Source organism: Kaistella sp. 97-N-M2, assembly GCF_021513235.1.
Taxonomy (GTDB): domain Bacteria; phylum Bacteroidota; class Bacteroidia; order Flavobacteriales; family Weeksellaceae; genus Kaistella.
The window spans coordinates 146,058-170,392 of sequence record NZ_CP090976.1; the positions used below are offsets into that span (position 1 = coordinate 146,058).

Here is a 24,335-nt window from a genome sequence, read left to right on the forward strand (position 1 = left end):
GAAATTGAAAGCGGCTTTATCTAAGTCAATGACGTTACTTGTTCCACGTGATTTTTTCGCGCTGAACATCTTCAGAATTCGTACCAATCATGATTTCGAAATCCCCGGATTCCCAATCGAACTTCAAATTGCTGTTATAAAATTTTAAATCTTCCGGCGTTATAGTAAAAGTTACTTTTTTGTTTTCGCCTTTTTTAAGGAAGATTTTTTGGAAACCTTTCAGTTCTTTAACTGGGCGCGTAATGCTTCCTACCAAATCGCGGATGTAAAGCTGAACGATTTCGGCGCCGTCATATTTCCCCGAATTTTTCAGCGTAACGGAAGCCTGAAGTATTTGATTGCCTTTTAAATTAGTACTTGACAGATTCATTTTGGAATAATCAAACTTCGTATAGCTCAAGCCAAAACCAAAAGGATACAGGGGCGTGTTGCATTCGTCCATAAAATTAGAGCGAAATCTTTCATATTCACATTTATCGGTTTGTTCTGCGCCCAAAGGTCTTCCTGTATTTTTATGATTATAGTAAAGCGGAATCTGACCTAAACTTCGCGGAAATGTAACCGGCAGTTTTCCGGAGGGGTTTATTTTCCCGAAAAGAACGTCGGAAATGGCATTTCCCGCCTCTGTTCCGGAGAACCAGACATTTAGAATGGCATCCGGAACGTCTTTCACATTCGTTAAAGCTAAAGGTCGTCCGGTGAAAAGAACCATTGCGATGGGTTTTCCTGTTTTTTTCAGTTCGTTCAGCAGATCAACCTGAGACTGCGGAATATCGATGTGCGTTCGCGAAGAAGATTCGCCGCTCATTTCGGCCGATTCGCCGATGGCGAGGATGATTACATCCGCTTTGTTGGCAACGTCGACCGCCTCTTTTAACAATACTTCTTTGGAGCGGTTGTCGCGGTCCGTAAGTTTGCCGTGGGCTGCATAAATATTTTCGAGTTTTTCGGAATAATCAATGTTGGCACCTTTGGCGGAAATAAATTTTACGTCTTTGCCAAAATTATCCTGAAGTCCTTTCATCAAAGATACCGCCGTACTGTGCTCGGCGCCGACACTCCAGGTCCCGGCCATATTCAATGAATTTGCAACCAAGGGGCCGATAACAGCCACAGTTCCGGACTTTTTTAAAGGCAAAACACTGTTGTCATTTTTCATCAACACCATGGACTGAGCCGCGGTATTGCGGGCGATACTTTTATTTTCGTCGCTGCCGACTTCTTTTGCAGCCCATTTTACGTCGCCGTATTTGTAGGGATTCTCAAAAAGGCCCAGATCAAATTTCGCTTCGAGAATGCGTTTCGCAGCGAGGTCGATTTCTGCCTGCGTAACTTTTCCCTCCTCTAATGACTTTTTTAAAGTTTTCAAAAAACCTTCACCCACCATATCCATGTCGACGCCCGCGCGTAAAGCCAAAGCGGAAGATGCCTGCAAATCGCCCATTCCGTGCTCAATCATTTCGTTGATTCCGGTGTAATCGGTCACCACAAATCCCTGGAATCCCCACATTTTCCGAAGAACATCGGTCTGGAGCCATTTGTTTCCCGTTGCCGGGATGCCGTCGACTTCGTTAAACGATGCCATCACGGAACCCACTCCGGCGTCGACCGCAGCTTTGTAAGGTGGAAAATATTCGTTGAACATCCGCAGATGGCTCATATCCACCGTATTGTAATCGCGGCCCGCTTCACCCGCGCCATAAAGAGCGAAATGTTTCACGCACGCCATGATGGTATTTTTGAGGGAAAGGTCTTTTCCCTGATACCCAAAAACCATGGCTTTTGCCACTTCGCTGCCAAGGTAAGGATCTTCGCCGGATCCTTCGGAAATACGGCCCCAACGCGGTTCGCGGGAAATATCGGTCATCGGGGAAAAAGTCCAGGAAATTCCGTCGGAAGCGGCTTCGCTGGCGGCAACGCGCGCGGACTGCTGAATTAAATTCATATCCCAGGACGCAGCCAAACCAAGCGGAATCGGAAAAGTGGTTTCGTAGCCGTGGATTACATCCATTCCGAAAATCAAGGGGATTTTTAAGCGGCTCTTTTCGACGGCTACCTTCTGAACGGCAAGAATCTTTTCAGCACCTTTAATGTTGAACAGTCCACCAACCAGACCCTCTTCCACTTTTTTACCGATGTCGGAGTTTTGAGCCTGCCCCGTCGTAAAATCTCCGGCGCTGGGTAAATTCAGCTGACCTATTTTTTCGTCTAACGTCATTTTCGCTAAAAGTGCATCGACGAAAACTTTTTTTCTGGCTTTGTACGCTTCGGTCTGAAAAGACTGAACCGGTTTCGTTACAATTTCCTGTGCAAAGATGACGGGTGAAAGCGCCACCGCGGCAATGATTATTAATTTCTTCATAGTATATCTTTTTATTTTTTAGGAACATTTTTTCGCTGGGCAAGCATCCAGTCATACAATTTCGGGTTGGAATAGGTGGAATCCCAGGAGTTGTGGTTATCGTCGGGGAAAATGGTTAGCTCAATATTCTTATTGACTTTTTTGATTTCCTGATAAATTTCGATCGAATTCATGGGTGAGACTACATCGTCGTTACCGCCATGAAAAAGTTTCGTAGGTAGATTTTTGTACTGCACTGCGCGCACTTTCATAAGGCGATCCACAGGCGCACAGACGGCCACGACTGCCGAAAAAAGTTCGGGATGTTCCATGGCCAGTTTTAATGTTCCCCAACCGCCCATGGATAATCCGGTAAGCATTATGCGGGAATCATCGATGTTGTATTTATCCTGAATTTCTTTGATTAAATAGTAAACCGCTTCGGTATCCCACCAGACGTTTTCCGGACATTGGGGCGCCAAAATGGCCACGGGTTCTTTGATCAGATTTTTGTAAGTGAAAGGACTGTGAGCCTTCACCATTTCTAAATCGGTGCCGCGTTCGCCGGAGCCATGCAGAAAAACGAGCAGCGGAACCGCACTCTTTGTGTTCTGCGGATAATCTAAAACGTAAGAAATCTGCTGCGTTTTTTTAATGTCTTTTTTGAATTCCGCTTTTATTTCCTGCGCCTTGAAGCTCAGGGAAAGTGTGAGGAAGAAAAAGCTTAGGTATTTTAATTTGAGTTTCATCTTTTTATTATTAATTACAAATCCCTAGCCCCGATCGAAGCATTGTTTGAGCTCTTTTCGGGTTGCGGCGGCGAAGCCGCCGCAACCCGAAAAAGCGAGTGCGGAGAGCGGGAAAAAGCTCCTAAAAAAATTAATCCGGATACTTCGTCGATTTAAAACCGAGTTTTTTCAAACCTTCTTTTATTTCGGGAGCGTTCATAAAAAGTTTCCAGAGTAAACCGGTGCGGTGATTTTCGATCATGGGAGAAATGGGTCCCTGATCGATGGCCAAATATCGTGGCGTAAACCAATCGTCAAAATTAACCGAAGTCGCATCATAGGGCCCGGCGGAACCGATAAACTGTGGTTTTTCCATGTATAAAAAACGTAAAAATGCCATCGATTCTTTCGGCGTGTACGGAAAACTGCTCAGAGCCGCAGTCGGATTAATGACACCGCGATCATTTGTGGGCGATTGGGCGGTGTAACCCGTGGAACCATCTTTATTTCTGGTATATCCGGCGGAAAGTCCCCAGTAATTCGGGCCGTATCCTGCAAATTTTTTCGGATTTTCTAGACAATATTTATAGTCGATTAAAACCTGATTTTTATTCAGATCGAAATAATTCGGAACATTTCTATCGGACAAACCCGTGGGATCCAGTCCTAGATAGGAATACTGCGCCCAGAACAGCGGTCCGCCATATTCTTCGGAGCCGTTGTGTTTCACGTAAAGCGGTAGGTCGTATTTCGAGCGATCAGTCGTGTAAGTTCCGTTTCTCGTCCAGCCTTTGTAAAAGGTTTCGGCATCGATGGGATGCGTGGGCGAAGATGCGGCTAAAATGTACGTGACCAAACATTCGTTATAACCCTCGAGCGGAAAATTCATTTCCCAGCCATACGTTGGCGACCAGTGCCAGTACAAAACTTTTTCGCCGCCTTTGGTGTACCAATTCCACTCTACTCCTTTCCAGAGCGCGTCCATTTTTTGGGCAAGCAGTTTTTCTTCGGCATTACCATTTTTAAAATATTCGCGCACGGCAATGATTCCCTGCACAAGAAAAGCTGTTTCGACGAGATCGCCGCCGTTATCTTTTTTTCCAAAAGGAACCGTTTCGCCGGTCTCGCCGTCGATCCAGTGCGACCAGGCGCCATGATGGCGATCTGCTTCGGACAAAAAATCGGCAATGGTCGCCAATCTTTCAACTGCTTCTTTCCGCGGAATAAAATTCCGGTCCACACCCACTAAAATCGTCATCAGGCCAAAGCCGGACCCCCCGGTGGTAACAACATTCTTGTCGTTATCGGGATAGATATTGTCTTCGTGATACCGCTCGCGCCCCATCATGGAACTGGGTTCTGCAAAATCCCAAAAATATTTTAAAGTTTCCTGCTGAACCTTGTCCATCAACTGGTCATCGGTAAGATTCTGTGTCTGACTTGTCTCTGTTACAGAAGTTGGGAGTTGTTGACTTTTGCAGGAGAGCAAAAGCGAGAGAACGGTTACTGAAAGCGGTACGATCTTAAACATTTGAAAAATTTGAGGTTCGACGGTATAAGATAACTGTCACAAAAAGATCTGTGACAGTTATTCTTCAGCTATTTATAATCATTGTGCACGATTAGTAATTTGGATTCTGGGTTAAAACGTTTTGACTGCTTACGATGGAGTTTAGTGGAATAGGGAAAACTTCATTTTTTCCTGCAGTAAATCCATAAGGCGCTAGCACGCTGGCGGCCTGACCAGTTCTTACTAAATCCACAAACCGATCTCCTTCCAGGGCGAGTTCAACTCTTCTTTCGTGCCAGATCGCGGTTCGTAGATCTGCCTGTGAAGCTGCAGCAGTATTCGGTAAAGCTGCTCTGTTGCGCACCTTATTCAGATTCGTAACTGCTGCTGCGGTATTTCCTAATTCGTTTGCGGCTTCCGCGTTGATCAGTAAAACCTCAGCAAATCTTAAAATCCGAATGTTTTGAACAGAGCCGGAGCCACAGGCGCTGTTGTTTAATGCCACAGGTACATACACTTTTTGGTTCCATACATTGCCGGCCTGCGGATCTCCTTTGTGAATTAAATCGCCTTCGGGGGTTGTTTCCCCTTCTCTTAAAATGGTAAGCTCTTTTCTAATATCACCCGGCTCAAACGCATTTTCCAAGGCGGCGGTCGGCGTAAAAAATCCCCATCCGAACTGGTTTCGGACGCCCTGCACCTCAGCATATTGGCTTCCGCCGTATTCGGAGGTACATTGGCAGTTTACTTCAAAAACAGATTCGGAGCCAAACTCACCGTCTGGTCTAAATAAATGATTAAAATCCGGATCTAAAGCATAACCTAATCCCATAACCTGGCTGGAAGCATCATAGGCTTTTTGCCAATCTTTTTTGTAGAGGTAAACTTTGGAGAGCAAACCTAAAGCAGCGCCCTTCGTAACCCTGCCCAAATCGCTCGCAGGATAACTTGTAGGTAAAACTTCTGCTGCAGCGGTTAAATCGGCGATAATAAAATTATAAACTTCGTCTGTAGAGTTTCGCGGAATATTATAGTTTTGCTGCAATCCATCAAAAATAGGAACACCACCATAAATCCGCACCAAATTAAAATAGAAATAAGCTCTTAACATCTTTGCTTCAGCAATGAGCCGGTTTTTTAAAGTAGCATCCATTTCGATGGCGGGTACATTCGTAATCACCTGATTGGCTCTGTTAACCGCCTGCCACTGCCCGATCCAATATCCTTCGATACCGGAATCGCTTTGTGTATAGGTGAAATCGTTGTAAACATTGATAAATGAAGCATCACCGGGATTCGACCCTTTTTCTACATCATCTGCGGGAACTCCAAAAACAAATTGGTAAGGGAAAGCTGAATTTTCCCAGGAACGTAAAAAACTATAAATGGCGCTGGTCGCTTTAATGGCATCTTCCTGGGTTTGAAAGAAAGCCGTGGAAGCGGTAACGCCCTCCTCTTTGATATCTAAAAAATCATCTTTGCAACTTACTGCAAGTGAAAATAAAGCAACTGCTAGAACTATTTTTTTCATGATATTATTATTAAAAAGTGAGATTTAAACCCATTGAATAAATGGCCGAAATTGGATAAATATTGTTATCAACTCCTAACTGCACGCGATCTGTGTTTAAAATTTCAGGAGAAAAACCGTGATATTTAAAACTGGTCCACGGGTTTTGCGCGCTGAGATAAATTCTTACATTATTTATTTTCGGAGATTCCGAGAATCCTTTTGGCAAAGTATAGCCTACCTGTATATTTCGGATTCTAATGTAACTTCCGTCCTCAACGTAAAAACTGTTGGGTAAAATGATGGCTTGATTGTTAGTTATTAAAGCGTAGGAATTTGAACTTCCCGGTCCCGTCCAGCGGTTGTTGTAAATATCTAAATCCCAGCTCTCATTTCCAAAACGCTGTTCGCGGTTGTAGTTATAAATTTCATTGCCGAAAACGCCCTGAAAATCGATGGCAAAATCAATATTTTTCACATTTAAAGTCGCGCCGAAACCATAGGTTCCTTTTGGAATTGGACTTCCTAAAAATGTTTTGTCTCTCGCATCGATTAGACCGTTATTATCGATGTCGGAAAATTTAAAACCGCCCACTGTGGCGCCGTTCTGCGTAGGTGAAGACGTAACTTCAGCCGCGTCCTGAAAGATTCCTGCAACCTGGTAGCCGTAATAAGCGCCAACTGATTGGCCCTGCTGCAGTCTGATTATGGAATTTCCAAATAATGAAGCTCCAGTTTCCAGATAGGATCCACCATAAACCGAAGTAATTTTATTTTTCAAAGTGGTTAGGTTACCATACAAACCTAATTTTATATCCTGATTAATTTTGTAATCATAACTTATGGCAGTTTCAAAACCCTGATTATTAAAGGAATATGCGTTGGTCTGATAGTTTCTGTAATTGGATGCACCGGAGACGGTACCCTGAAAAATACCATATACGACATCCTTGCTGTCTTTGTCAAAATAGGTTGCCTCTACTTTTAAATTATTGTTCAGAAAAGCCATTTCTACCCCGAAATCTTTTCCGGTAGTGGTTTCCCAGTCGATATTGGGATCAACGATCTGATCAATTGTTTGTGCAGGATATCCGTTATTTCCGAAGTATGCTCCGGAATTGATTGTTGTAACATTTAAGTTATAAGCCAGCGCAACATCGGGATTACCCAACTTACCCCAGCTTCCTCTGAATTTCAGCAGATTAAAGATATCCTGGTTGTCCATAAAACCTTCTTTGGAAACTACCCACCCAGCACTCACAGCCGGAAAGGTGCGGTTTCGGTTATCGGAAGGATAGCGCGAACTTCCATCCCGACGAAGGGACGCGTTAAGTAAGTATTTACCCTGATAATCATAATTCAACCTTCCAAAAAGGGATTCAATTCTATACTGGTAAGGAATCACACCGCGAACTTTATCGTAAGTTGTTGAGAGGATATCGGTGCCGGAGCCAATGTCTAATGAAGAATTGTCGCCATTATAGTTTACATTCTTAGCTTCGGAATAACTTGGAGTGTAACTATTTCTCGTCCTGGAGAAACCGGCAAGCAGCTCAATATTGTGGTTGCCAAAACTTCTTTTCCAACCCAGGGTATTATCCCAAACGTAATTTCGTGTTTTCGAATTCCGGGTAATGAGGGATGAAAGACCGGGAGAAGGAACATAGGTGGAGACAGGCGTATATTCGAACTGACCAGAATTAATATTGTCTGTAGTATAACTGATTCTCAAAGTAAAATCTTTCAAAAAGTTGTATTCGCCCCAAACATTGTTCAACAATCTTTCTTCTCGGATCTGAGACCGGTACAGATCCAATTGTGCCCGTGGGTTTGCCACAGTTACCAACGTAAAATACTGATAATTTCCCGTTGCAGGATCGATTGGATAAAACACCGGCGGCGCATTATACGCATTCAATAAGGGATTTTGTGAAACGTCTGTTCTTGATTTCGCAAACGTGAAATTATCGCCAATCGTAATATTGTCGGTGATCTTATAACTGAGGTTCAGTTTCGTGTTTAAACGGTTAAAGCCACTGCCGGAATTAATTCCGCGGCCCGCTGCGAGATTTCCTTCATCCTGCAAATATCCAATGCTTCCATAATAACCTAAATTACCCACTTTTCCGGAGGCGGAAAAATCATTCGAATTAATCATGCTGGTTCGAAGAATTTCCTTAAACCAGTCGGTATCCGCCGGGAAATTAGCCCTGCTTATGGAGCCGGTACTCGAACCCGTGTCATTCACTAATTTCTCATTATAAAGTTCGATATACTGATCGGCGTTGACCATTTTTGGAACGTTGGTTACCGTTTTAATTCCTAAGTAAGAATTAAATGAAAAGGCAACTTTTTTACCTTTACCTGTTTTTGTTTTGATGATGACCGCACCGTTCGCGGCTCTTGCACCGTAGATGGCCAAACTGGAGGGATCTTTTAAAATACTCATCGATTCCACATCCTGCGGATTCAAAAAAGAAATATCATCGGTAATCATTCCATCGACAATAAAAACAGTTTTGCCTGTGAGAGACCCGATTCCCCTAATATCAATTCGGGGCGATCCGCCCGGCGCTCCGGATGTCACAATCTGCACACCGGACACTTTACCCTGAATGGAACTTATAGGATTCGCATTCGGTTTATCCGCAAGATCTTTCGCGCTGATCAGGCCAATACTTCCCGTAATATTTTCTTTCCTTTGGCTACCATAACCAATCATCACCACTTCTTCAATTTTCTGCTCCTTGAGGGTGTCTCTAGGAGTTTCCTGTGCGCTGACATTCATACCAAAGTACATTGCCGCAACCAGACAGGGAACTTTTAAACTAATGTGTTTCATATGATCGTTTTATTATTTTATATTCCTGAGGAGCAGGTTGGTACAGCCTAACCTATTCAAAGTTATATATTAATTTCAAAACAATGTTAAGAATAACACAATTTTTTTAAAATTTCTGTTAAAACAGGTTTGTAGCAATTGGCTTGATATTTGAGAATGTTCGCCTTATACAATTACAAAATCTCAATCATGAAACGAAATACGATACTAGTGGCCACCATGGCCGTGGTAACACTGGGAACTACCACGCAATCCTGCGTCGCCCTTGCTACCTCCAGCGTTGGATTGGCTGTTTTGAAACAAATTTTATTAGGTGGAATTACAAAAGGACTTAATATTTTCAGCAATAAAGACAGTTTTTTATCCAATCAGCTCATCGATGCGGCAATGCCACAACAGTTACGGGATGTTAACAACACTTTGCAAAAGTTGGGGTTGAACAATTTGGTTCAAAAAGAAAAAGAATATATCGCTCAGGCCGCACAATTTACCGTTGAGACTTCCCGGCCCATTTTAATTAATGCAGTTAACAGTTTAACGGCGCAGGACGCCGCGAGGATTGCGCAGGGCGGCACGGGTGTCGCTACGCAGATTTTAAAAGAAAAAACATCTCAGCAACTTATGGCAGCCATCGCTCCTAAAGTTGATGCAAAGCTGAATGAATTTGGTATCGTAAAAACCTTAAACAACGCGTTGGCGGGGTCGAACCTATTGGGAGGATTACTGGGTGGTCAAAACTCGACCAGTTCTGTAACGGGTGGAATCAGCAGGTTTGCTTCGGAACAAATGGTAAACGGATTGTTCAACATCATTCAAAATCACGAGCAGCAAAACTCCAGTGCTATCATGAATTCGCTGCGCGGAATAAATCAATAAAAAAAATTTTTAACTATATTTGAATTCCGGTCTACTCGGAATTCTTTTCATATAAAATCATTAAAACATGCTTAATATTATAGGTGAAGAGGGTGAAAAAAACCCTGAAGAATTTTATGCTTCTTTGAAAGAGAAATTAGAAGCCACTCATAATTTTCCCGAAGACTATCTGTACAAATTTATTATTACAAATGATGAATCAAAACACACCGAAATTTTTCGGGTTTTCGACGATATAAAATTCACGTTACAAACGCGTGACAGCAAAAACGGAAAGTATACGTCCATCAGTATCAACGCCTTTGTTTTAGATGCCGATCAGGTTATCAAAATTTACAAAGAAGTGGGGAAAATTCCCGGCGTCATCATGCTTTAGCAAAAATCTAAATGAATATTTTAATTAGCGGCGGAAAGGGTCTCATCGGGAAACCTTTAGTAGAAAAGCTTCGGCAAAACGGCCATGAGGTGCGAATTCTTACGCGGAAAACATCCGGAAAGCCACTGGAATATCATTGGGATTTAGAAAATAAAACCATCGACAAGAAAGCGTTTGAAAACTTAAACGGCATCATCCACCTTGCCGGCGCCAATATCAGCGAAAGATGGACCGACCGCTATAAAAAGGAACTTTTCTCGAGCCGCATCGACTCCGCGAATCTTCTTAAAGAATATTGCCAAAAAACCAACGTTCATTTAAAATCTTTTATTTCAGCTTCCGGAATTAATTATTACGGCACTTTCACGTCCGACCGAATTTTAACAGAAAATGACGGCATCGTTCATCACGATTTTCTCGCTGACCTTTGCAAAGACTGGGAAACAGCTGCGGACCGGTTTGCCGATATTGCCGAAAGAATAGTTTGTCTGCGGACGGCGGTTGTTTTAGCGAAAGACGGCGGCGCTCTTCCGCTTCTGAAAAAAACTGTTGATCTGAATATCGGTTCCGCCGTAGGTTCGGGAAAACAATGGATGAACTGGATTCATTTGGATGATTTGGTCGATATGTATGTAGAAGCCGTGGAAAACCCTGAGATCAAAGGAAATTATAACGCCGTGGCGGATGATCTGCCGACGAATGAAATCTTCATGAAAAAATTAGCGAAAACCGCCCATAAATTTTTCCTTCCAGTCAATGTCCCAACCTTTGTATTAAAAACCGCTTTTGGCGAAATGAGTTCTGTTATTTTAGAAGGCACACGCGCTTCCAACCAAAAAATCAAATCGCAGGGATTTGATTTTAGATTTGGTGAACTTCAAGAAGCGTTTGATAATATCGTATAAAGTGTACGACAAATTAATTATCAATAAAGAATTTCACATTTTCAATGGGTCTGCCGATCATGGCAATTTCACCTTTAATAAGAATAGGACGTTGAATTAGGGAAGGATTTTCCAATAAAACCGCAATCCATTCGTCTTCTGAAAGCTCCTGACTGGCGAATTTTTCTTTATAAAGCGGTTCGTTTTTCCTTACCACCTCACTTGCAGGCATATGAAGCTTCTTTAAAACGGTCTTCAATTCCATTGCAGTTAAAGGATTTTCCACGAAATCTATTATTTCAAAAGCGACATTATTTTCGTCCAGATGCTCCAAAATCGACCTGGATTTTGAGCAGACATTATTGTGCAGAACTTTAATCATGACTGAATGATTTTTGAAGGTGAAATAACTTAAAACAATCCGTGTAACTGGGTTTCGATTCTCTCTAATATTAAACCGAAATCTTGTGGTCTTTCTACGAAATCTAAATCGTCAACTTCGATGATGAGGAGTTTTCCTTCCTGATATCCAGAAATCCATTTCTCGTATTTTTGGTTGAGTTTAGATAAGTATTCGATGCTGATTGTGGCCTCATACTCGCGTCCGCGTTTGTAAATTTTCTTCACCAAATTGGGAACGTCAGATTTCAGGTAGATGAGCAAATCCGGTGCCGAAACAAAACTCTTCATCAAATTGAAAACTGAGGAATAATTATTGAAATCGCGATCCGTCAGGAGATTCATATCGTTCAGATTTTCCGCGAAAATATGCGCATCTTCATAAATAGTTCGATCCTGAATAATATTTTTTCCGCTGTCGCGAATTTCTTTCACCTGTTGAAAACGGCTTCCCAAAAAATAAATCTGCAGGGCAAAACTCCATTTGCTCATATCGGCGTAAAAATCTTCCAGATATGGATTATGATCTACGTCCTCAAATTGTGCGTCCCAACCGTAATGTTTTGCTAACATGGTGGTTAAAGTTGTTTTTCCGGCGCCAATATTTCCTGTGATTGCAATGTGCATTTTCCTTTTTGTAATTGATGATTAATTAATTTGAAAGCAGTCCCAAAACCGCCGATAATAAGTGAAAGTTTAAGCTTTCTGCTTTTCCGATTAGGGTCGGTAAAGATAAAGTTTGTTGGCTTGGATAACAAAATATGCTGCGGAGTTTTTATCCACAATTGTCGCCATTTCCGCAGAGAAAACGGTTTTGAAAGTGAGATCATCCAATTTCTCAATTTTGTTTCGTCCAACAATTAAAATATTCTGATTTTCCCGCCGGATCTTTCTTCCATCGGCACCTGGAATTTCGAGAATTTTTTCCGCGGAAAAATTATAAATCGTAAAATTACTTTTACTTAAAACATAAACTTTACTTTCAAATACTAAAAAATCGACGATTTTTTCAAAATCAATATCAAAAGGATAAGAATTAATTACGCGGTCTTCGCGAAAATTATACTGAATAAGACGTTTTGTACTTTCATCCAGCAGCCATAGCTGTTGAAGATCTTCCGCGTAAACCATCTTTATAAACCCAAATTTCTGCCGGAAATTCACTTTTTGAATCTCATTTAAATTTTGGTCGAAAAACTTCAGTTCCTGCGCATTTTCGGAAAAAGACGGAATGTTCAGCGGATTTTGCACCGATTGTATTTTAAAAGGCAGCGTCAACATCAACTTGCCTTTCTGGTTTCCAAGAGAATCGTACTTCGTAAAACTGAAATCCTTGTTTTTGTAGAGGTAAATATTTCCGTAATCATCCGCAAACAGATCCTGAACTTCCCGCAGTTGCAAAGAATCGAACGCCATATTTTTCTGCGCAGAAAGTGAACAGGTAAAGAAGAGAAACAGAAAGAGATATTTGAACAATTTCATCAACATTTATTTTTGAATCGGTTCTGTTTTAAGAGAGAGCGTCAGAAAACATTCAGAAACTATCAAACTATTTCAAATCTAAGCAGCTTCTTGCATAAAAAACTTATTTAATCGCCACTTCGTAAATTTTGGACCACAATTTCCCGGTAACAAGCATGTTATCGCCTTTAAATGCAATTCCATTTAACACGTCGTTCGTCTCATCTTTTGTATTTTCTTTCGCAATGGCACTAAAATCAAATTTTCCGACAACCTCACCTGTAGCGGGATCAATTTTTAAGATGATAGGTTTTTGCCAGACGTTGGCATAAATAAAACTGTTATGATATTCCAGCTCGTTAATCGAGTCATAAACTTCAGAACTTCCGGCTACAGAAATATAGCGCTTCATTTTCGAAGGATCAGCAGCATCTAAAAAATAAAGGTTTTTCGTTCCGTCCGAAGCGACGAGATCTTTGCCGTCATACGTTAAGCCCCAACCTTCGCCCATTACATTCGGATAAGGAAATTCGCTAAGTAACTTCAACGAATTTTTATCATACACAAAACCTTTTTTGTTCTGCCAGGTTAACTGATAAATTTTGTCCCCAATTATTGTACAACCTTCTGAAAAAACATTCTCCGGCTGCCGAGTTTCCGCCAGCGGTGTTGTACTTCCTAAGGTATATTTTAAAATTCTGGACTCTCCTAATTGCCCATCGGATTCGTAAATTGTATTGCCCTCGATTTGAAAACCCTGAACAAAGTTTTTCGGATCGTGCGGATATTCTTTGATGATCTCGTAATTTAAAACCGCCTCCGGATTCTTCGCAAAAACATTGATGGTGGCATCCTGATTAAGAGTTTCGCCGCCCTTTTTCCTGATGACAAAAGTGACTGCATTATCGCCCAAAGTGAAAAATTTCGGATCAACGATTAATTTTGAAGTTTCTTTATCCCCGAAACTGATCGAAATACTTTCGGCATTATCGGTGACTTCTTTTGGCAAATCCAACTTGTCGCCAAAATGGTAACCTGTGGCTTCCATAGAAAGGTTGTAGTTGTTCAGCGTATTCAAAATCTCCTTGTCTTTGTTACAGGAAACTAATAGAGTGAAGGCAAGAAGTGCTATAAGTGTTCTGATTTTCATTTAAAAAATTTTTTTCAAAAATACTGATTTTTAACGAGACCGATCTTCAAAGTTTATGGCGTAAAAATTTTAAAGCAAATTATAATTATCTTTGTTTGATATCTTAATTACTATGAAAAAACCTTTTCTGTACCTCATTTTAATTTCCGGAGTCGCATCGGCGCAAAATTTCACCAGACAGGATTCTTTAAAGGGTTCTGATACGCAGTTTCGAAATTTTTGGGATGTTAAAAAATATGAGATTTCCGTAGAGCCTGATTTCGCGAAACGTTCGGTTTCCGGGACGAATAAAATAACATTTGAAATTATAAAAGACGTGGTAAATCCCGTTTTTCAGATCGATCTTCAGCAACCCATGAATTACAAAATCATCGATTCTGCGGAGAAGCTGTGTTCTTCAAAGCGCGACGGCGATTTTATATTTATTGAAACAAACAAAAATTATAAGAAAGGTGAAACGCACTACTTCACCATTCAGTTTTTCGGAAATCCCACGATCGCGAAAAATGCACCTTGGGACGGCGGCTGGGTTTTTAAAAATGATGACAACGGACACCCTTGGATGTCTGTCGCGCAAGAAGGCATTGGTGCGTCGGTTTGGCTTCCGATCAAAGATATCTGGAGCGATGAACCCGATGATGGTATGGTGATGAAAATTATTACGCCGAAAGATCTGGTGGGCGTAGGAAACGGAAGACTCATTTCTCAAACCTCCGGGAAAGATAAAAACGTTTACACGTGGGAGGTAAAAAATCCTATCAACGCCTACTCTATTGTGCCAAACGTGGGGAAATACGTTAATTTTAAGGAAACTTATGCAGGTGAAAAAGGTCAGCTCGATCTGGATTATTGGGTTCTGGATTATAATCTGGAAAAAGCAAAAAAGCAGTTTCAGCAGGTAAAACCGATGATGAAAGCTTTCGAATATTGGTTCGGACCGTATCCTTTTTACGAAGATTCTTATAAAATCGTCGAAAGTCCTTATCTCGGCATGGAACATCAAAGTTCCGTAGCCTACGGAAATAAGTTCGAAAACGGCTATTTAGGGCGCGATCTGTCGCGAACAGGCGTGGGTTTAAACTGGGATTTCATCATTATTCACGAAAGCGGCCACGAATGGTTTGCCAATAACATCACCGCGAAAGATCAGGCGGATATGTGGATTCACGAAAGTTTTACGAATTACTCGGAAACGCTTTTCACGGAAAAGTATATGGACAAAGCCTCCGCGGAAAAATATGTGATCGGAACGCGGAAAACAGTGCAGAATGATGAACCCGTGATTGGAAAATATGGCGTGCGAAACGAAGGCAGCGGCGATATGTACAATAAAGGTGGAAATATGCTTCATACCATTCGCCAGGTTATAAACGACGATGAAAAATTCCGCCAGATCCTTCGGGGTTTAAATAAAGATTTTTACCATCAAACGGTCACGACGAAACAAGTGGAAGACTATATCTCCCAAAAATCCGGAATCGATTTTTCTTCGGTTTTCAACCAATATTTAAGGACCACAAAAATTCCGGTTTTAGAATTTCAACAGGCGGGCAATTCGCTGAAATTTCGGTACAGCAATGTGGTTGAGAATTTTAAATTGCCTTTGATTTTAAAGAATAAGGATCACATTAATCCGACAACGCAATGGCAAACCGTAAAGTTGAAATCTGGTGATCCGGTTGTTTTTGATGAAAATTATTACGTGAATTACGTTTCGCAATAATTAGAAGCTTCGGCGCCTGCGGCGCCGAAGCTTCTTTTTGCAAAAATTCCTATTTAGTATTCATCCTTCTCAGATACAAACGCCGGAAAATAAATCTAGGAATTTTTAATCATGATCCTAAAAGTACTGCCTTTTCCCACCTCCGTTTGGGCGATCTTAATATCGCCATTGTGGTATTCTTTAATGACTCTTTTTGCCAACGATAAGCCCAGCCCCCAACCGCGTTTTTTGGTAGAGTAACCCGGTTTAAAAGCGTTTCGTGCCTGATAACTCGTCATGCCGGCGCCTGTATCTTTAAAATCGATAATGGTGTATCTGTTTTTTTCGTACAGTTCAATTTCCAATCGTCCCTCGCCCTTCATGGAATCTACGGCGTTTTTCACAATATTTTCCATAACCCAGCTAACGAGGATCCGGTTATGTGGAACCAAAATTTCCATATTGGGAAGAATAAGACGGAACAAAACTTTCTTCGAAATGCGCGATTTTAAATAATCATAATTTTGCTGCAAAGTTTCGTTAATATTCAGGTCGTTAAGTTCGGGCACGGAGCCAATTTTCGAGAAACGTTCCGAGATCGTTCTCAGGCGGTTAATGTCGTTTTCTATTTCCTTTACGCCTTCGCTGTTTTCGTTTTCCATGCGCAGAATGGTAATCCAGCCGATCATCGAGGATAGCGGCGTGCCTATTTGATGCGCAGTTTCCTTTGCCAAACCTGCCCAAACATACCCTTCATCGGTTTTCTTGATGGTCCGCAAAAACCAAAAGGAAAAGAAAATATAAGATAAAATAAGTGACCCCAAAATGTAAGGTGAATAGCGCAGATTATTCAATAAGTTGGAGTTCGTATAGAAGACGTACTGGTTGTTTCCATCGGGCATCTGCAGTTCAATAGGTTTATAGGAACTTTCCATCTTACGCAGCAAGGCCGCGATCCGTTTTGGATCTTGCTGAACCTCTTCGGGAATATTTTTCTGCAGGTCTGGACCCAGTGGTTTTTTGTATTTATCGGTTACAATTACGGGAATTGTGTTGTTGGTCTTGCTTATTTGTAAAAGCAGATCAAAAGTGATGGGATCCTGAATGATCTCTTCCTGCTGATATTTTAACGCGGTGGCAAAAAGCTCGATCCTTTTAATTTCCTCTTTTCGAAGATAATCAATAAGTACGACAGATGCGACCACAACGCCCGTTACCGCCAACGTGAGCAAAATGTAGATGACCCAATTGTTTATTTTCGAAAGAAAACTTCTGCGTTTCATAAAATATTTTTCGGGCAGTTATTTTAAAACATTCAGCACTTTATACAGCGCGTCGCTGCTGTTGGAACTTTGATAGTTATTTATGATGATGGCAAAAACATATTTTTTACCCTGCGTTGAAGTGTGATATCCCGCAAAAGATTTGGTATCCTTCATGGTACCGCTCTTCATTGTCATACCATTTCCCTGCGTGGGAAAACCTTCAAAAAAATCGTTAAACCAGGGCTGCTTCCTACTCCACAGCAGCGACTGAACTTCAGCTCTTGCCGACACGTAATTTTGCGGAGACAATCCGCTGCCGTCAGCGAAATTGATCATTGCCGGATTAATACCTCTGCCTTTCCAAAATTCTTTCAAATACGCAACTCCGGCCTCAAAACTGCCTTCGTTTTTCTTTTCTTTTCCTAAAGTTTTAATTAAAGTTTCGCCGTAAAAATTGACACTTTTACGCATAAACCAATAAATAATTTTATCCAAAGTCGGAGATTTATACTCCAAAATACTGTTTTTTTCCGGCGCGTACGTTAATTTTTCGCCGCGAATTTCCTGCATCGAAGTAGACGTTACGTTTCCGTTAAATTGAATACCCGCCTCTTTCAGCCAGCTTTTTATTTCGCTTCCGAAAGTCAAAGGCGGATTAGGCGTGGCTCCCGACACGGTAAGGGATTTTGCAGGAAGCGTTCCACTGATGTAGGCGACGTCGGAATAGGGTGCCGTAAAAACCAAACTTTGGTCGGAACTGCCGGCTGTTTTCACTTTATTCACCCATTTTACGTTTGGTAAATCGACATTTGTGCCTTTCATTTCTTTACCGTTCATGTGAAGATCGAACTGGTTTTCCCGCCAGTTGACGCCCCAAACACCGGCGCCATAATAGTTTCCCATATCATTCCAGGGCCAACCTCCGGGCGTCGTCTGGAAATCAAAGAAAGAATCATCAATAATTAAATCTCCCGAAATTTTAGTAATGTTTTTCGCTTTCAAGGCCTGAACTAATTTTGCTTTAAAATCTTCAGGTTTGTAGTTTTCGTACCGCCAACTTCCTAAAGTGGGATCACCATTCGACTTGATGAAAAGATTGCCGGAGAGGTTTCCGCTCGAAACTTCTCCGGAAAAGGAAGCGGTGGTGGTATATTGGTAATTTTTTCCTAAAGTTTCCAGCGCCGCAGCCGCCATAAAAATCTTCTGTGTTGAAGCGGTTGAAAGACCTGTGTTTCCCTGATATTCGTAGATAAAGTTTCCTGCTTCATCTGCCACATAAAAAGATAAGTTGGCGGAATATGCCGCCGAACTGCCTAGAAGACTTTTCGTCGCTGCATCCAGTTTTTGAGCAATATTTTGGGCGGAAAAAACCTGAGAAATCAGAAGGAGAAACGGAAGCAGTTTGTTCATGTGCTTTTTTATTTTCAAATATAACGAAATAATCTTTTTAGGAAATTACGAAACCATGTAAGAAAGACGATTAAAGCGTTTTGACACGGAAATTCGACGGCTTAAAACTTGCCTAATTCATATTTTTTTCGTAAAATTTGTAAGGAATATTTAAACATACGAAATTATGGCAGCAATAATCACAGGCTTGTTCCGAAGCCAACGACAGTCCAGGAAAATTTCTGAAGACTTAGAGAATGCAGGTTTCCGTGATGACGAATTTATTATGTATCTGCACGACGATCATATTTCAAAGGAAATTAAAACTTCCATATGGCAATCATTTTTTAAAGACAACACAAAACTCGACGACGACAGTTTTGTGGTAAGCGTAAAAGTAAACGATGCGGAATGCAGAGAAAAGGTTAAAAAAGTTTTTTCCGACAACGAGGCGATCCACCAAAACCTTATTGAAAACATCAAATTTAAAGATGCGCACTCCCTTCGCTATCTCAAAAGAATTGTTTCGCTCCGCGCAAAATCGGAAATTTATTCGTCCCCTGAAATTAGACATCGCGGGCAAACCCGGGGAATGAACGCCGAGGTTTTCTTTGGAAAAAACAACGGCAATTGAAGTTTCTATTTGCCACGCAGAACCCAACGATTTTTTTTCCTTGATGTAATTTTTGAATTGAAAATACGGAATGCTACAAAATAATAAACCCTTCAAGTACTGAAGGGTTTATTTTTGATGTAAATTTTACAATACACCGATAAGGACTGCTCTTATTTTTTAATCACTTTATTGGTAATGACTTGTCCGTTAACAAGTGCTTTCACGAAATAAAGGCCTTTCGGCAAGGCAGACATATTAATTTCTGAGCGGTCGGCATTTGGCGCAAAACTCAAAACTTTTTGTCCGACCACATTGTAAACATCAACATTATCAATTTTTCCGGACGCACTGATATTTAATATGCCCGTGGTCGGGTTTGGATAATAGCTGAATTTACTTGCATTTACATTATCTACAGCCAAAACCGCACAACTTACTGTGGCAGACCAACCTGCTTTTGGTACGCTGGAATCGGAACGGAATCTTACCGTTAATTCGCCGGAAGGATCTGTGGAAGTAAACGAATCGCCAACAGACAGTAAACTTGTGGCCACTGACGGCGATTTACCGGTTTCTCCACATTTTACAGCAGCTAGAACGGGAGAAGTGATGCTTGGACCATTATAGAAAGATAAATAATCCCAACATCCGCCAGCGCTTCCTGTGGTAGTTGAAGTCTCGATTTCTACCTGCGTAAATGTAATTTTCACGCCATCTCCCGGAGTTGTTGGTGCAAAATGATAAATAATATCTTCACTATTGGAATAATCACCTGCAGCACCGCCGGAATCTAAGAAAGTATCTCCACAGGTTAACGGTGGAATAATCGGCGCATCCGGCAGCGTATCTGCGATGGTGAACATCGTAAACTCGTTTCCGGTAGTTGGCCCAACCACCGTTGCCAAACCAGTTGTGGTATCCACCGTATAAATATTACTAACTCCACCACCAATATAACCGGCCATATAAAGGACGTTATTGGATGTATTAAAATCTGCCTCCTGTGCAAACGCAATGTTAACACCCAAATTACCCACTTCTGTTGCTGCTGCGGTTGCCAGATTAATGGAATATAATTTATCGGTGGTGATATCCGCTGCAAAGGCATTTCCGGAATTATCAATTTCAAGCCAAATCGGCAGCGTCATTCCACTCATTGTTCCAACCACGGTAAGTGCGCCCGTAGATAAATTAACGGTATACAGTGTTCCTACAGTTCCCGCGGAATTGGCAGAAGCTGCATACATTTTACCGTCTGCTCTGTTCCAGGAAAGTCCTGTAGCGGTATCACCACTAAGCAAATTTGTAAGTGGTCCTACATTTACAACGCTTCCATTATTGTACACTTTTACTAAATTATTATTTCCGGCGTTCAGGGCATAAAGATTTCCGTCCCCGGCCAGATCGTCTGCATAAATAGTCAACGCAAGTGGACTGATCGACGTGAAAGTATGAGGCGGCGTTAAAGGAATTGTACCAAAATCCACAGGATTAACGGAGTAAGAATTTTTAACGAATGCCTTATTAAGAACCGGTTCCACAGTGTTTGCAATACTAAACATGGTATATTCTGCATTGTCGACTGTAGTGTCTCCTACCAACGTAGCCGCACCCGTGGACGTGTTGATGGTGTAGATTCCCCCAACGCCACCGCCGGTGTAAGAAGCCATATAAAGTTGGTTGGTTTCTTTGTTAAAATCTGCCTCCTGCGCGAACTGGAGATTAACGCCCAGGTTTCCAATTTCAGTAGCTGCTGCGGTGCTTAAATTAACCGAATATAATTTATCGGTAGTAATGTCAGCCGAAAAAGCATTCCCGGCATTATCAATTTCTATCCATATTGGGGTGGTCATTCCTGTAATGGGTGCAACGAGGGTGGCAACACCGGTCGCCAAATCTACCGTATAGAGTTCGACTCCTGCTATTGCATACATTTTACCGGTCGTACTGTTCCAGGAGAGACCACTCAATGTAGAGGCAACAGGAATGTTCACCAGACCACCAACAATTTCCACGGCTCCATTATTTTTTACCCGAACCAAAGATCTGCCCGTATTATCTAAACCGTAAAGTTTACCATCACCCGCCACATCATCTGCGTAAATTACGTTCGTAATGTTTCCGGTTACCGTTACGGTATGCGGTGGTACCAAAGGCATGGTACCAAAGGGCTTGGCCGCGTTTCTGGAATTTAAGGTGTACGCTTTATCCAAAAGTTTGGAGGTCGACGCCGCGCCTTTTTTCGGAGTTTTCAGATGCTGCAGTTCGTAGATTCGCAAAATTTTCAATTCCTGCGGGGTAAAAAGATGTTCCGGAAAAGCTAGCGGCGAATCACCCAAATCCTTAATCTTATTCAAGATTGGCTGTACCTGACTTTGCAAAATTTTTGTCTGTAAATCGACTTCAGTAATTCCGTAAGGATAGGTTTTCACCGTACTTTTGTCGCTTTGCTGCTGAAGTTCGTAAGCTTTGTACAGCGAAAATTCTTCTTTCGTCAATTTATCAAGCGGATAAACACCCGCAGGATTTTGCTTGCCCAACTGGTCTAACTTGTCGAAGACAGGCTTCATTTGATCGGTGCTGATTCTCTTTTGAGAGAAAGCAGAATTGGAGAAGAGAATCATCGAAATAATTCCTAATCCGGAGTAAAGTTTTTTCATAATGTAAAATGTGTTTTGGGATTTATGAAAATAAAATTACAAACTTTCTGATGAACTTACCAAAATAAATTATCAAAATTTTAAAGATCATTATCATTACACACAATGATCATAAAATAAACGCGGTCTAATATTTAAAATAATAATAAACTATTCCAATCTTATCGAATTCCTTAATATTTATCGTTATTTTTCGAAAGTCATTCGCTAAAATGAATTTTTGCTCATAACTGATTGATAAAAAATGACTTAAAATCATTGTTAAATTTTTATTTATAAAATTTTAGAAAAGAAAGTTGCACCAGAAAAAGCCAACTTTAGCTCCTATTTCATTGAAAAATAATCGCCTGAAAAGCCAATAAACTCGCATTTTTTTCTTATTTTCGTGTCTTAATTGGCATTTTTAATGGTTTACGATTTAGAACAGGAAAACAAAGAAATTCTCGCGCGGTACAAGGATTTAATTTCGAATACGTACCGGACTTTGGATGAGGACCAGAACAAGGTCATTCGGAAAGCGTTTGATATTGCTTTGGACGCTCATAAAGATCAACGCAGAAAAACCGGCGAACCTTACATTTACCACCCTATTGAGGTTGCAAAAATCGTTGCCAATGAAGTTGGCTTAGGTGCCACTTCCATCGCCTGTGCACTACTGCACGATGTGATTGAGGATTCGGATTATACGTACGAAGATCTCAAAAAGATGTTCGGTAAAACCATTGCCGACATCGTAAATGGACTCACCAAAATTTCGGTGATGAACCATCAAAACATTTCTATTCAGTCCGAAAACTATCGAAAACTCCTGCTTACACTTTCTGAGGATTTCCGCGTTATTTTAATTAAAATTGCAGACCGGCTTCACAACATGCGTACGCTGGAAAGCATGACACCCGATAAACAGAAAAAAATTGCCTCCGAAACGGTTTACATTTACGCACCATTAGCGCACCGCCTTGGTCTTTATAATATTAAATCGGAGCTGGAAGATCTCTCCTTAAAATTTAACAATCCGGAAGTTTATATTGACATTTCTGAAAGATTGGAACTCGCTAAAGAAAGCAGGGAAAAATACGTTGAAGAATTTAAAAAAGAGGTTTCCGAACAGTTGGACGAAGAAGGTCTTAATTTCACCATCAAAGGAAGGGCAAAGGCCATATCGTCGATCTTTCGGAAAATGCTGAAACAAGGTGTTACTTTCGATGAGGTTTTCGACAATTATGCCATTCGGATCATTTATAAATCGGATGCAAAAAACGAAAAATTTTTGGCCTGGAAAATTTATTCCATTGTTACCGATCTTTATCACAGCAATCCGCAAAGAATGCGCGACTGGATTTCGCAACCGCGGTCTACCGGATACGAGAGTCTGCATCTCACGGTTCTGGGGCCGGACAAAAAATGGATTGAAGTACAAATCCGTTCCGAAAGGATGGATGATATCGCTGAAAAAGGCGTTGCAGCGCATTACAAATACAAAGAAGGATTTCGACAGAGTTCTGATGAGAAAAACTTCGAAACCTGGGTAACAGAAATCCGGGAGGTTTTGGAAAATCAACAGTCACTTACCACTACCGAGCTTTTAGACAACATTAAACTTAATCTTTACTCCAAAGAAGTTTTTGTTTTTACGCCCAAAGGTGAAATTAAAATATTACCCATCGGTTCCACCGCCCTGGATTTTGCCTTTTCCGTACATTCCGATTTAGGAACAAAATGTCTTGGCGCTAAAGTGAACGGCAAACTTGTCCCGATTTCCTACATTTTGCAAAATGGCGATCAGATCGACATTTTATCTTCGCAAAACCAAAAGCCAAAAGCAGACTGGCTGGATTTTGTAGTCACTTCGAAAGCGAAATCAAAAATTAAAGCCATTCTCAATTCCGAAAACAATCATCTGGTCGAGGAAGGCAAAGAAATTTTACAGCGCAAAATTCGCCATGCGAAACTTAATTTTAATGATGAGGAAATTAATAAGATGCAGAAGTTTTTCAATCTGAAAACTTCGCAGGAATTATTTTTAAGTTTTCAAAACGGCAATCTCGACACGGGCGACATTAAACGCTATACGGAAGGAAAAGGTATTTTTGGAAATATTTTGAACCGTTTCCGTAAATCTCCAAACAAAAATGAAATTTTCGTCGAGACACCGGAGACAAATCTCGATATGATCGTTTTCGGAAAAGACGAAGAAAAAATGAATTACTCCTTCGCGAAATGCTGCACGGTGATTCCAGGGGATAAGATTTTCGGCTTCATCACCATTTCCGATGGCATCAAAGTTCATCACGACAGCTGTCCCAACGCCATTAATCTGCGTGCACAGTACGATTACCGTGTTCTGCCGGCGAAATGGGTGAACGAAGAAAGCTTTAAAAACCGTATTAAATTCGAGATCGAAGGTTTGGACCGCATGGGCATGATCAACGATATTACGGCAGTCATTAGTAATTCGATGATTATGGATATGAAAAGCATGTCGATTGAATCTAACAACGGCATTTTCCTGGGAACCATTACGCTCGAAGTAAAAAATAAAAGTCAGCTGGAAGAAACGTTCAAACAGCTCAAAAACATCAATGGCGTTTCGCGCGTTAAACGTCTTTAATCCGTAAAAAAATTC

18 protein-coding genes are annotated in these 24,335 nt (G+C 41.2%); 6 read left to right on the top strand and 12 right to left on the bottom strand.

All coding sequences use genetic code 11. The features are described from left to right. Positions 1-34 precede the first annotated feature (34 nt). From bglX to L0B70_RS00810, 5 genes are all read right to left on the bottom strand, one after another. Positions 35-2,362, bottom strand: a complete 2,328-nt coding sequence (bglX, locus tag L0B70_RS00790) for a beta-glucosidase BglX (protein WP_235142427.1) — start codon at positions 2,360-2,362, stop codon at positions 35-37. Between the two features lie 11 nt (positions 2,363-2,373). After that, positions 2,374-3,090, bottom strand: a complete 717-nt coding sequence (locus tag L0B70_RS00795; RefSeq protein ID WP_235142428.1) for a prolyl oligopeptidase family serine peptidase — start codon at positions 3,088-3,090, stop codon at positions 2,374-2,376. A 130-nt stretch (positions 3,091-3,220) separates the two neighbouring features. Next, the gene (locus L0B70_RS00800; RefSeq protein ID WP_235142429.1) at positions 3,221-4,600 is read right to left on the bottom strand and encodes a glucoamylase family protein; all 1,380 of its coding nucleotides are present in this window, start codon (positions 4,598-4,600) and stop codon (positions 3,221-3,223) included. A gap of 91 nt (positions 4,601-4,691) precedes the next feature. Continuing rightward, complete coding sequence (locus tag L0B70_RS00805) at positions 4,692-6,110, bottom strand: RagB/SusD family nutrient uptake outer membrane protein (RefSeq protein WP_235142430.1); 1,419 nt, start codon at positions 6,108-6,110, stop codon at positions 4,692-4,694. A 10-nt stretch (positions 6,111-6,120) separates the two neighbouring features. Next, positions 6,121-8,931, bottom strand: coding sequence for a SusC/RagA family TonB-linked outer membrane protein (locus L0B70_RS00810; RefSeq protein ID WP_235142431.1), 2,811 nt, complete (start codon positions 8,929-8,931; stop codon positions 6,121-6,123). A 189-nt stretch (positions 8,932-9,120) separates the two neighbouring features. On the opposite strand from L0B70_RS00810, the gene L0B70_RS00815 reads away from it, so the two are divergent. The 3 genes from L0B70_RS00815 to L0B70_RS00825 all read left to right on the top strand — a co-directional run bounded on the left by L0B70_RS00815 (position 9,121) and on the right by L0B70_RS00825 (position 11,088). After that, positions 9,121-9,807: a DUF4197 family protein gene (locus tag L0B70_RS00815; RefSeq protein WP_235142432.1), complete on the top strand. Its 687-nt coding sequence runs from the start codon at positions 9,121-9,123 to the stop codon at positions 9,805-9,807. A 67-nt stretch (positions 9,808-9,874) separates the two neighbouring features. Next, positions 9,875-10,183, top strand: a complete 309-nt coding sequence (locus L0B70_RS00820) for a DUF493 domain-containing protein (RefSeq protein WP_235142433.1) — start codon at positions 9,875-9,877, stop codon at positions 10,181-10,183. An 11-nt stretch (positions 10,184-10,194) separates the two neighbouring features. Next, complete coding sequence (locus L0B70_RS00825) at positions 10,195-11,088, top strand: TIGR01777 family oxidoreductase (RefSeq protein ID WP_235142434.1); 894 nt, start codon at positions 10,195-10,197, stop codon at positions 11,086-11,088. A gap of 13 nt (positions 11,089-11,101) precedes the next feature. Here the strand turns inward: L0B70_RS00825 and L0B70_RS00830 are convergent, their stop codons facing one another. From L0B70_RS00830 to L0B70_RS00845, 4 genes are all read right to left on the bottom strand, one after another. Further along, a complete protein-coding gene (locus tag L0B70_RS00830) occupies positions 11,102-11,449 on the bottom strand; it encodes an ArsC/Spx/MgsR family protein (RefSeq protein WP_235142435.1) in 348 nt (115 codons plus the stop codon). Between the two features lie 29 nt (positions 11,450-11,478). After that, on the bottom strand, positions 11,479-12,093 hold the full coding sequence (locus tag L0B70_RS00835) for a deoxynucleoside kinase (protein WP_235142436.1): 615 nt from the start codon (positions 12,091-12,093) through the stop codon (positions 11,479-11,481). Positions 12,094-12,183: 90 nt separating this feature from the next. Beyond that, a complete protein-coding gene (locus L0B70_RS00840) occupies positions 12,184-12,948 on the bottom strand; it encodes a hypothetical protein (protein WP_235142437.1) in 765 nt (254 codons plus the stop codon). 103 nt (positions 12,949-13,051) lie between these two features. Continuing rightward, positions 13,052-14,077, bottom strand: a complete 1,026-nt coding sequence (locus L0B70_RS00845; protein ID WP_235142438.1) for a glutaminyl-peptide cyclotransferase — start codon at positions 14,075-14,077, stop codon at positions 13,052-13,054. 112 nt (positions 14,078-14,189) lie between these two features. On the opposite strand from L0B70_RS00845, the gene L0B70_RS00850 reads away from it, so the two are divergent. Then, a complete protein-coding gene (locus tag L0B70_RS00850) occupies positions 14,190-15,800 on the top strand; it encodes a M1 family metallopeptidase (RefSeq protein ID WP_235142439.1) in 1,611 nt (536 codons plus the stop codon). Positions 15,801-15,895: 95 nt separating this feature from the next. On the opposite strand, the gene L0B70_RS00855 is transcribed toward L0B70_RS00850, so the two are convergent. Further along, positions 15,896-17,062, bottom strand: a complete 1,167-nt coding sequence (locus L0B70_RS00855) for a HAMP domain-containing sensor histidine kinase (RefSeq protein ID WP_235142440.1) — start codon at positions 17,060-17,062, stop codon at positions 15,896-15,898. Between the two features lie 18 nt (positions 17,063-17,080). Beyond that, positions 17,081-18,454: a D-alanyl-D-alanine carboxypeptidase/D-alanyl-D-alanine-endopeptidase gene (gene dacB / locus L0B70_RS00860; RefSeq protein WP_235142441.1), complete on the bottom strand. Its 1,374-nt coding sequence runs from the start codon at positions 18,452-18,454 to the stop codon at positions 17,081-17,083. A 166-nt stretch (positions 18,455-18,620) separates the two neighbouring features. On the opposite strand from dacB, the gene L0B70_RS00865 reads away from it, so the two are divergent. Continuing rightward, on the top strand, positions 18,621-19,067 hold the full coding sequence (locus L0B70_RS00865; RefSeq protein WP_235142442.1) for a hypothetical protein: 447 nt from the start codon (positions 18,621-18,623) through the stop codon (positions 19,065-19,067). A 152-nt stretch (positions 19,068-19,219) separates the two neighbouring features. On the opposite strand, the gene L0B70_RS00870 is transcribed toward L0B70_RS00865, so the two are convergent. Next, a complete protein-coding gene (locus L0B70_RS00870) occupies positions 19,220-21,709 on the bottom strand; it encodes a T9SS type A sorting domain-containing protein (protein WP_235142443.1) in 2,490 nt (829 codons plus the stop codon). Positions 21,710-22,115: 406 nt separating this feature from the next. Between L0B70_RS00870 and L0B70_RS00875 the strand changes: the two genes are divergently transcribed. After that, complete coding sequence (locus L0B70_RS00875; RefSeq protein WP_235142444.1) at positions 22,116-24,320, top strand: bifunctional (p)ppGpp synthetase/guanosine-3',5'-bis(diphosphate) 3'-pyrophosphohydrolase; 2,205 nt, start codon at positions 22,116-22,118, stop codon at positions 24,318-24,320. The last annotated feature ends 15 nt before the right edge of the window (positions 24,321-24,335 follow it).

Coding starts and splice junctions, on each gene's coding strand:
- L0B70_RS00870 (WP_235142443.1), bottom strand. CDS start 21,709: ATGAAAAAACTTTACTCCGGATTAGGAATTATTTCGATGATTCTCTTC.
- L0B70_RS00830 (WP_235142435.1), bottom strand. CDS start 11,449: ATGATTAAAGTTCTGCACAATAATGTCTGCTCAAAATCCAGGTCGATT.
- L0B70_RS00835 (WP_235142436.1), bottom strand. CDS start 12,093: ATGCACATTGCAATCACAGGAAATATTGGCGCCGGAAAAACAACTTTA.
- L0B70_RS00875 (WP_235142444.1), top strand. CDS start 22,116: ATGGTTTACGATTTAGAACAGGAAAACAAAGAAATTCTCGCGCGGTAC.
- L0B70_RS00820 (WP_235142433.1), top strand. CDS start 9,875: ATGCTTAATATTATAGGTGAAGAGGGTGAAAAAAACCCTGAAGAATTT.
- L0B70_RS00865 (WP_235142442.1), top strand. CDS start 18,621: ATGGCAGCAATAATCACAGGCTTGTTCCGAAGCCAACGACAGTCCAGG.
- L0B70_RS00810 (WP_235142431.1), bottom strand. CDS start 8,931: ATGAAACACATTAGTTTAAAAGTTCCCTGTCTGGTTGCGGCAATGTAC.
- L0B70_RS00845 (WP_235142438.1), bottom strand. CDS start 14,077: ATGAAAATCAGAACACTTATAGCACTTCTTGCCTTCACTCTATTAGTT.
- L0B70_RS00795 (WP_235142428.1), bottom strand. CDS start 3,090: ATGAAACTCAAATTAAAATACCTAAGCTTTTTCTTCCTCACACTTTCC.
- bglX (WP_235142427.1), bottom strand. CDS start 2,362: ATGAAGAAATTAATAATCATTGCCGCGGTGGCGCTTTCACCCGTCATC.
- L0B70_RS00805 (WP_235142430.1), bottom strand. CDS start 6,110: ATGAAAAAAATAGTTCTAGCAGTTGCTTTATTTTCACTTGCAGTAAGT.
- L0B70_RS00800 (WP_235142429.1), bottom strand. CDS start 4,600: ATGTTTAAGATCGTACCGCTTTCAGTAACCGTTCTCTCGCTTTTGCTC.
- L0B70_RS00825 (WP_235142434.1), top strand. CDS start 10,195: ATGAATATTTTAATTAGCGGCGGAAAGGGTCTCATCGGGAAACCTTTA.
- dacB (WP_235142441.1), bottom strand. CDS start 18,454: ATGAACAAACTGCTTCCGTTTCTCCTTCTGATTTCTCAGGTTTTTTCC.
- L0B70_RS00840 (WP_235142437.1), bottom strand. CDS start 12,948: ATGAAATTGTTCAAATATCTCTTTCTGTTTCTCTTCTTTACCTGTTCA.
- L0B70_RS00815 (WP_235142432.1), top strand. CDS start 9,121: ATGAAACGAAATACGATACTAGTGGCCACCATGGCCGTGGTAACACTG.
- L0B70_RS00855 (WP_235142440.1), bottom strand. CDS start 17,062: ATGAAACGCAGAAGTTTTCTTTCGAAAATAAACAATTGGGTCATCTAC.
- L0B70_RS00850 (WP_235142439.1), top strand. CDS start 14,190: ATGAAAAAACCTTTTCTGTACCTCATTTTAATTTCCGGAGTCGCATCG.